This window comes from Streptomyces bobili, assembly GCF_002154575.1.
GTDB lineage: Bacteria > Actinomycetota > Actinomycetes > Streptomycetales > Streptomycetaceae > Streptomyces > Streptomyces bobili.
In genome coordinates, this window is record NZ_MUBA01000007.1 from 1 (window position 1) to 7,300 (window position 7,300).

A 7,300-nucleotide genomic window follows, 5' to 3' on the forward strand; every position below is an offset into this window, starting at 1 on the left:
CCGGCTCCTCGCCCCCTGGCGGGAGGCCTATGGCGACGCCCTGCGCCTGGAGGCCGTCTGGCACGGCCGGACGGGCACCGGACCCGGCTCCCTGCGCCTGGCCGCCCGTACCGTCGGATTCGCCGCCGAACAGCGGGTCCGCCCGGTGCTCAGCAACGCCGTCCGGTACGCCGACCCCGGCCAGGGTCCGGTCGCCGACGTCCTGGACGCCGCCCGCCGCCTGATGCCCATCGACCCGGCCGGGGAACTGGACTCCGGCGAGGCCTGGCTGAAGGACGCGGACGCCATGCTGCGCGCCGCCGAGCGGATCGTGGAGGCCGCGGGCTTCCGGCGGGACACCGCCCACCGGCTGCTGGAGCAGACCCGGGCGACGGCCGCCGAGTGCCTGGTCGACCCGGAGGACGACCTCGGCATCGGCACCGTCCACTTCCCCGAACCGCACCTCGTCGGCGCCGGCCGCCGCACCGCCCAGCGGACACTGGCCTCGCGGGCGACGGCGGGAATGGTCCGGCACGGCTACGACGGGCGGCGCGACTACTGGGAGCGGATGCACCACGAGCTGGACATCATCGCCCACCACGGCTTCGCCTCCTACTTCCTGACGGTCGCTCAGGTGGTGGACGACGTACGGGACATGGGTATCCGGGTCGCCGCGCGCGGCTCCGGCGCGGGCTCGCTGGTCAACCACCTTCTCGGCATCGCCCACGCCGACCCGGTCGAGCACGGGCTGCTGATGGAACGCTTCCTGTCCAAGGAGCGGGTGGTGCTGCCCGACATCGACATCGACGTGGAGTCCGCGCGCCGGCTGGAGGTCTACCGCGCGATCATCGGCCGGTTCGGCACCGAGCGGGTCGCGACGGTCGCGATGCCGGAGACGTACCGCGTCCGGCACGCGATCCGGGACGTGGGCGCGGCTCTGTCCATGGACCCCGCCGAGATCGACCGCGTCGCCAAGTCCTTCCCGCACATCCGGGCGCGGGACGCCCGCGCGGCCCTGGCGGAGCTGCCCGAACTGAGGCCGCTCGCGGCGGAGCGGGAGAAGTACGGAAAGCTGTGGGAGCTGGTCGAGGCCCTCGACGCCCTCCCGCGCGGAGTCGCCATGCACCCCTGCGGGGTCCTGCTCTCCGACGCCTCCCTCCTCTCCCGTACGCCGGTCATGCCGACCAGCGGCGAGGGGTTCCCGATGGCGCAGTTCGACAAGGACGACGTCGAGGACCTCGGGCTGCTCAAGCTGGATGTGCTCGGGGTGCGGATGCAGTCGGCGATGGCGCACGCGGTCACGGAGGTGGAGCGCGCGACGGGGGAGCGGATCGACCTGGACGCGGTGCCCCCCGGTGACCCGGCGACGTACCGGCTCATCCGTTCCACCGAGACGCTGGGCTGCTTCCAGATCGAGTCGCCGGGCCAGCGTGATCTGGTCGGGCGGCTCCAGCCGGCCACCTTCCACGACCTGGTCGTCGACATCTCGCTGTTCCGTCCGGGGCCGGTCGCCGCCGACATGGTGCGGCCGTTCATCGAGGCGCGGCACGGGCGGGCACCCGTCCGCTACCCGCACCCGGACCTCGCCGAGCCGCTGAAGGGCACGTACGGGGTCGTCGTCTTCCACGAGCAGATCATCGACATCGTCGCGATCATGACCGGCTGCGGGCGCGGCGAGGCGGACCGGATCCGGCGCGGGCTGTCCGACCCGGAGTCGCAGGGACGGATCAAGGTGTGGTTCGGGCAGCGGGCGGCGGCGAACGGCTATGACGCGGAAACGATTCGGCGGACCTGGGAGATCGTCGAGGCCTTCGGGTCCTACGGCTTCTGCAAGGCGCACGCGGTCGCCTTCGCCGTGCCGACGTACCAGTCGGCCTGGCTGAAGGCGCATCACCCGGCCGCCTTCTACGCCGGGCTGCTCACGCACGACCCCGGGATGTACCCGAAGCGGCTGCTGCTGGCGGACGCGCGGCGGCGCGGGGTGCCGATCCTGCCCTTGGACGTGAACCGGTCGGGCGTCGCCCACCGTATCGAACTGGTGTCTGAATCCCCTGGGGTGTGGGGTCTCCGGCTCGCCCTCTCCGACGTGCACGGCATCAGCGAGGCCGAGGCGCGGCGGATCGCGGACGGGCAGCCGTACGCCTCGCTGCTCGACTTCTGGGAACGGGCCCGGCCCAGCCGTCCGCTCGCCCAACGACTGGCCCAGGTCGGCGCCTTGGACGCCTTCGGCGCCAACCGGCGTGACCTCCAGCTGCATCTGACGGAGCTTCACCGAGGTTCCCGAGGCGGCGGCGGAGGCCAACTCCCCCTGGCCGGAGGCCGGAAGACCGCTCCCGCCGGGCTGCCCGACCTCTCCTCGGCGGAGCGGCTCAGCGCCGAGCTGGGGGTGCTGTCGATGGACGCCTCGCGCAATCTGATGGACGACCACCGGGAGTTCCTCGACGAGCTGGGCGTGGTGTCGGCGCGGCGACTGCGCGAGGCGCGGCACGGCGAGACGGTGCTGGTCGCGGGCGCCAAGGCGGCCACCCAGACCCCGCCGATCCGTTCCGGCAAGCGGGTCATCTTCTCCACGCTGGACGACGGCACCGGGCTGGTCGACCTCGCCTTCTTCGACGACTCCCACGACGCCTGCGCCCACACCGTCTTCCACTCCTGGCTGCTGCTGGTGCGCGGAGTGGTGCAGCGGCGCGGGCCGCGCAGCCTCAGCGTGGTGGGCGCCGCCGCCTGGAACCTCGCCGAACTCGTCGAACTCCGCGCCGAGGGAGGCCTCGACGAGGTCGCGGCACGGCTCGCGGAACCACCACCCGCACCGGACGGCGCGGACGGCACGGACGGCACGGAGGGGCCGGAAGGCCCCGACGGTCAGGGCGGTGATCCGACCCACGGCCGGCGCATCCGCCTGCCCACCGGCTATCAGATGCACCCGTGGGCGGATCTGCGCCCCGCGGGCCAGGAGGCCTCACAAGGGCCTTCGACAGTAAGGAAGTTGTGGCACCAGAGTCCGGGGAGTGCGGGATGACCATCCTCTGCGTACGTTTCCAGCTGCCTCCGCCGCACGAGGCCGCCCTGCCGGGGCTGCTCGAACTCCTTCAGGAGTTCACCCCCGTCGTCGAGGCGCTGCCACCGGACGGGGCGCTGATCGATGTGCGGGGCGCCGAACGGTACTTCGGGCGCGGCGCGGTCGAGCTGGCGTCCGTGATCCGGGTGCGGTCGCTCGCCCTGTACGGCGTCGACTGCATGATCGGCGCCGGGCCCGGCCCGATGCTGGCCCGCATGGCACTGCGGGACGCCCGGCCCGGAGTGACCCGCGCCGTGACCGAGGACGGGGTACGGGAGTTCCTCGACGCCAAGCCCGTCGCCGCGCTCCCCGGCGTCGGCACCGCGACCGCCCGCACCCTGTGCGAGTACGGCCTCGACACCCTCGGCCGGGTAGCCGCCGCGCCGCTCTCCACCCTCCAGCGCCTGGTCGGCGCGAAGGCGGGCCGCGAACTCCACGACAAGGCGAACGGCATCGACCGCGGCCGGGTCGTCCCCAACGCGGTCTCCCATTCCCTCGCCACCGAACGCCCCTTCGGTCGCGACGAGTTGGACCCCCACCGGCACCGCAGAGCGCTGCTGTCGGCCGCCGAGGAAATGGGCTCCCGGCTGCGCGCAGTGGAGAAGGTCTGCCGCTCCCTCACCCTCACCGTCCGCTACGCCGACCGGTCCTCGACCACCCGCAGCCGCACCCTCGGGGAACCGACCGCGCACTCGGCCGACCTGACGAGGACGGCGTACGGCCTGTACGAGGCGCTCGGCCTCCAGCGCGCCCGCGTCCGCGCGATCGCCCTGCGCGCCGAGGGCCTCACCCCCGCCGAACAGGCCTCCCACCAGCTCACCTTCGACCCTGTCGACGAGAAGGCCCGCCGCATCGAGGAGGTCGCCGACCGCGCGCGGGCGAAGTTCGGCCCGAGGGCGGTGATGCCGGGGGCGCTGGCGGCGTGAGGAGGCTCCGGAGCGGGGTGGGGCGGCCGGTCCCCGAGGAGGTGGCCCCGCCCTCGCTCGATAGAGTGCGCGAATGACATGGAAAGGCCCGACGTTTCGGACGGTGGACGGGGAGCGGATCGACGGGGTCTGGTGTCATGTCTGGCAGTGGGACGAGTGGCGTGACACCTACGTCGTCGAGGACCTGCTCGTCTACGCCGACGGGACGGTGCGCTGCGAGCGGACGACCGACCTGGCCGGCCTGGAGCGGATGCTGGACCGGGAGCTGATCGTGCTCAGGGATCCGGCGGCGCCTCCGTGGGAGGAGCCGGAGAACAAGTGGGAGTCCCGGTATCCCGAAGCGCTGACCCCGGAGGGCTTCCTCCTCGAAGTCGCCGACCGGATCGAGGAGTTGGCAGGACGGCCGACGGTCCATGACCGCTTCCGGGAGGCGGTCCGGCGATTCCAGGGAGCGCCCACCGAGACCAACCGGTCCCTCCTGCGCGGCGCCTATCTCGCCATCGCGCCCCATCTGCGCGTCTACTGCCTCGGCGACATGGACCGCCAGGACCGGCCCCTGCGGATCCTGTTCACCGACCTCGGCGAACCGGTCGACGGGGACGGGCCGCCGGCGACCGCCGAGATGCACCGCCAGGCGCTGGACTACTTCCGGGACCGGGAGAAGGCCGTCGCCAGGGCGGACGAGCGGCAGGCCGTCCGGCACGCGGACGATCCCACGTCGCCGGGCAGCCCGGCCATCATCCTGAACCAGATCTTCTTCCCCAACGGCCGCCCCGCCGACCCCGGCCTCTCCGCCCTGCGCAACGACTTCCCCGTCACCCTCCACCACGCCGGCGACAGCTACCCCTCCGTCCACCACGGTTACTGGGCCCTGTCCACCGCCGAGGAGGCCGACCGCCTCGCCGTCCGCGACGCCCCGACCACCGACGCCGCCCACGAACTGGGTGCCCTCGCCTCGCGCCGCGAGGACTGGGCGGACGTACGTCTCGCCGTCATGGCCGGTCTGCTGCGCGCCAAGTTCACCCAGCACCCGGCGCTGGCCGAGATCCTGCTCGGCACCGGGGACGCGCGGATCGCCTACAGCGGCTACGAGGAGTCCCCGTACTGGCGGACCGCCCGCGACGATCAGGGCCGCAACTGGGTGGGCCGCCTGCTCGAACTGGTCCGTTCGGAACTGCACGCCGCCGGGACCGGTTCCGGGCTCAGTTCGCCCACGGGGGAGTGAGCACGGTTCCGTCGGCCAGTTCCGCCGTCAGGCCGACCGAGGTGGTGACCCAGGTGATCGCGGTCTGATCCGTCGGGTTCTCGACGCTCAGGGTCGACCCGGCGTTGATGATCACGGTGTCGCCCGCGCCGACCCGCTCGGTGCGACCGTCGAGCGTGAGGGCCAGCTCCCCGACGAGGACGAGGAAGATCTCCTCCCGGCTGACGGTGTGCGCGGGGGCCTTCGTCCCCGGCGGGACCTCGCCCCGCCAGGCGGCCAGCTCCATGCTGCCGGTGCGCGGGGCGGCGTACGAGACGAAGCGGGCGCCGTGGATCTCGTGGGTCACGGCGTCGGAGGAGCGGATGAAGGGCATGGGTGTCTCCCGAGAATTTGGTCAAGCTACTTGACTAGTTGTGTTGTCATGATGGTCAAGCAGATTGACCAATACGTCAAGGATGTTTCAATGCGGAGGTGCAGAACTCCGAAGCCCTCGCCCTGACCGCCGTCCTGCTCGCCGCCGCCGGCGACCTCACGCGGCGCATCAATGACGGGGTCGAGGCCCGTGGGTTCGAGGGGCGGCCCGCCTTCGGCTTCGCCTTCACGCGGCTCGCCCCGGACGGGGCGACCGTCACCGAGCTGGCCGCGCACCTCGGGGTCACCAAGCAGGCGGCCAGTCAGCTCGTCGACGAGCTGGTCCGCAAGGGGTACGTCGAGCGGCGGGCGCATCCCGTGGACGCGCGGGCCCGGCTGGTCGTCCTCACCGAGCGTGGCTGGGAGTGCACCCGCGCCGCGGAGGCGGCGGCGGCCGACGCCGTAGGGGCATGGGTCGAGATCCTCGGGGAGGCTGAAGTGCGCGTGCTCTGTGACCGTTTGGCGCGAATCGCTCCCTACGGTCCCCTCAGGCCCACCTGGTGACTGTGCGTCAGGCGCCCCGGTCGTCACCGACTACCACTGGAAGTTTTTACCGACGCGTAACTTCACACTTCAGCTACTCGCCCGTAACTTGACGAGTGAACAGCATCCTCGTGATCCGGATCACCAGGCGTAACGCCGTCGAACCCCCCTTGAGCCGCAAGGAGATCACGCGATGCTGCCCTGGAAAAAACGCCTGATCAGACCGCTCGCCGCCCTGTTGCTGGCGATCTCGGTCACCGCCGTCCCCGCCGCGACAGCCTCCGCCTCCGCCTCCACCGCGTCAAGCAGCGGCTGGAACGACTACGACTGCAAGCCCTCCGCCGCGCACCCCCGCCCCGTCGTCCTCGTCCACGGCACCCTCGGCAACTCCGTCGACAACTGGCTCGGCCTCGCGCCCTATCTGAAGCACCGCGGGTACTGCGTCTTCTCCCTCGACTACGGCCAGTTGCCCGGAGTCCCCTTCTTCCACGCCCTCGGGCCCATCGACAAGTCGGCGGAACAACTGTCGGCCCACATCGACAAGGTGCTCGCCGCGACCGGCGCCGCCAAGGCCGACGTCGTCGGCCACTCGCAGGGCGGCATGATGCCCCGCTACTACCTCAAGTTCCTCGGCGGAGCCGCCAAGGTGAACGCCCTCGTCGGCATCGCCCCCAACAACCACGGCACCACCCTCGCCGGGCTCACCAACCTGCTGCCCTTCTTCCCCGGCGCCGAGGACCTCCTCACCGCCGCCACCCCCGCCCTCGCCCAGCAGATCGTCGGCTCCGACTTCATGACGAAGCTGAACGCGGGCGGCGACACCGTCCCCGGCGTCCGCTACACGGTCATCGCCACCCGCTACGACGAGGTGGTGACCCCGCATCGGACGCAGTACCTGAGCGGGGCGAACGTCAGGAACATCCTCATCCAGGACCTCTGCCCCCTCGACCTCTCCGAGCACGCGCTGCTCGGACTCACCGACCGGATCGCCTTCCACGAGGTGGCCAACGCGCTCGACCCGGCCCGCGCCACCGCCACCACCTGCGCCTCCGTCCTCGGCTGACGCAGGCGGTTTCGCCGGGGCCCGACCGGCCTGAGCCGCCGGTCGGGCCCCGGAGTCCGTCGGGTCAGCGCCCGCTCCGGCCACCGCCCACGGCGCGACGCCGCACCGACGCGAACAGCACGCCCGCACCCAGAGCCAGTACGGCCGCCCCGCCGACCGCGAGATACGGCGTGCTG

General features: G+C 72.2%; 6 protein-coding genes. 5 read left to right on the top strand and 1 reads right to left on the bottom strand.

Features of this window, described 5'->3' with window-relative positions; translation table 11 throughout:
- The 3 genes from dnaE to BZL64_RS00560 all read left to right on the top strand — a co-directional run.
- On the top strand, positions 1 to 2,998 hold a 2,998-nt coding region (gene dnaE, locus BZL64_RS00550; protein WP_107430175.1), incomplete at its 5' end, for a DNA polymerase III subunit alpha.
- Positions 2,995 to 3,963 (top strand): DNA polymerase Y family protein, encoded by a 969-nt coding sequence (locus BZL64_RS00555; RefSeq protein ID WP_086764707.1) that lies wholly within the window; start codon positions 2,995 to 2,997, stop codon positions 3,961 to 3,963. The genes dnaE and BZL64_RS00555, both read left to right, overlap by 4 nt.
- Before the next feature lie 73 nt (positions 3,964 to 4,036).
- Positions 4,037 to 5,188 carry an NADAR family protein gene (locus tag BZL64_RS00560; protein WP_086764710.1) on the top strand — a complete coding sequence of 384 codons (1,152 nt, stop codon included), beginning with the start codon at positions 4,037 to 4,039 and terminating at the stop codon, positions 5,186 to 5,188.
- On the opposite strand, the gene BZL64_RS00565 is transcribed toward BZL64_RS00560, so the two are convergent.
- The gene (locus tag BZL64_RS00565) at positions 5,166 to 5,540 is read right to left on the bottom strand and encodes a cupin domain-containing protein (RefSeq protein WP_086764713.1); all 375 of its coding nucleotides are present in this window, start codon (positions 5,538 to 5,540) and stop codon (positions 5,166 to 5,168) included. The genes BZL64_RS00560 and BZL64_RS00565 overlap by 23 nt on opposite strands.
- Before the next feature lie 98 nt (positions 5,541 to 5,638).
- On the opposite strand from BZL64_RS00565, the gene BZL64_RS00570 reads away from it, so the two are divergent.
- Together BZL64_RS00570 and BZL64_RS00575 are read left to right on the top strand one after the other, a co-directional pair.
- Positions 5,639 to 6,082 (top strand): MarR family winged helix-turn-helix transcriptional regulator, encoded by a 444-nt coding sequence (locus tag BZL64_RS00570; RefSeq protein ID WP_086764716.1) that lies wholly within the window; start codon positions 5,639 to 5,641, stop codon positions 6,080 to 6,082.
- Positions 6,083 to 6,254: 172 nt separating this feature from the next.
- Positions 6,255 to 7,124, top strand: a complete 870-nt coding sequence (locus BZL64_RS00575) for an esterase/lipase family protein (protein WP_086764718.1) — start codon at positions 6,255 to 6,257, stop codon at positions 7,122 to 7,124.
- The last annotated feature ends 176 nt before the right edge of the window (positions 7,125 to 7,300 follow it).

Bases quoted from the DNA above. Each gene is read 5' to 3' on its own strand.
- BZL64_RS00555 (WP_086764707.1), top strand. From the start codon at position 2,995: ATGACCATCCTCTGCGTACGTTTCCAGCTGCCTCCGCCGCACGAGGCC.
- BZL64_RS00575 (WP_086764718.1), top strand. From the start codon at position 6,255: ATGCTGCCCTGGAAAAAACGCCTGATCAGACCGCTCGCCGCCCTGTTG.
- BZL64_RS00560 (WP_086764710.1), top strand. From the start codon at position 4,037: ATGACATGGAAAGGCCCGACGTTTCGGACGGTGGACGGGGAGCGGATC.
- BZL64_RS00565 (WP_086764713.1), bottom strand. From the start codon at position 5,540: ATGCCCTTCATCCGCTCCTCCGACGCCGTGACCCACGAGATCCACGGC.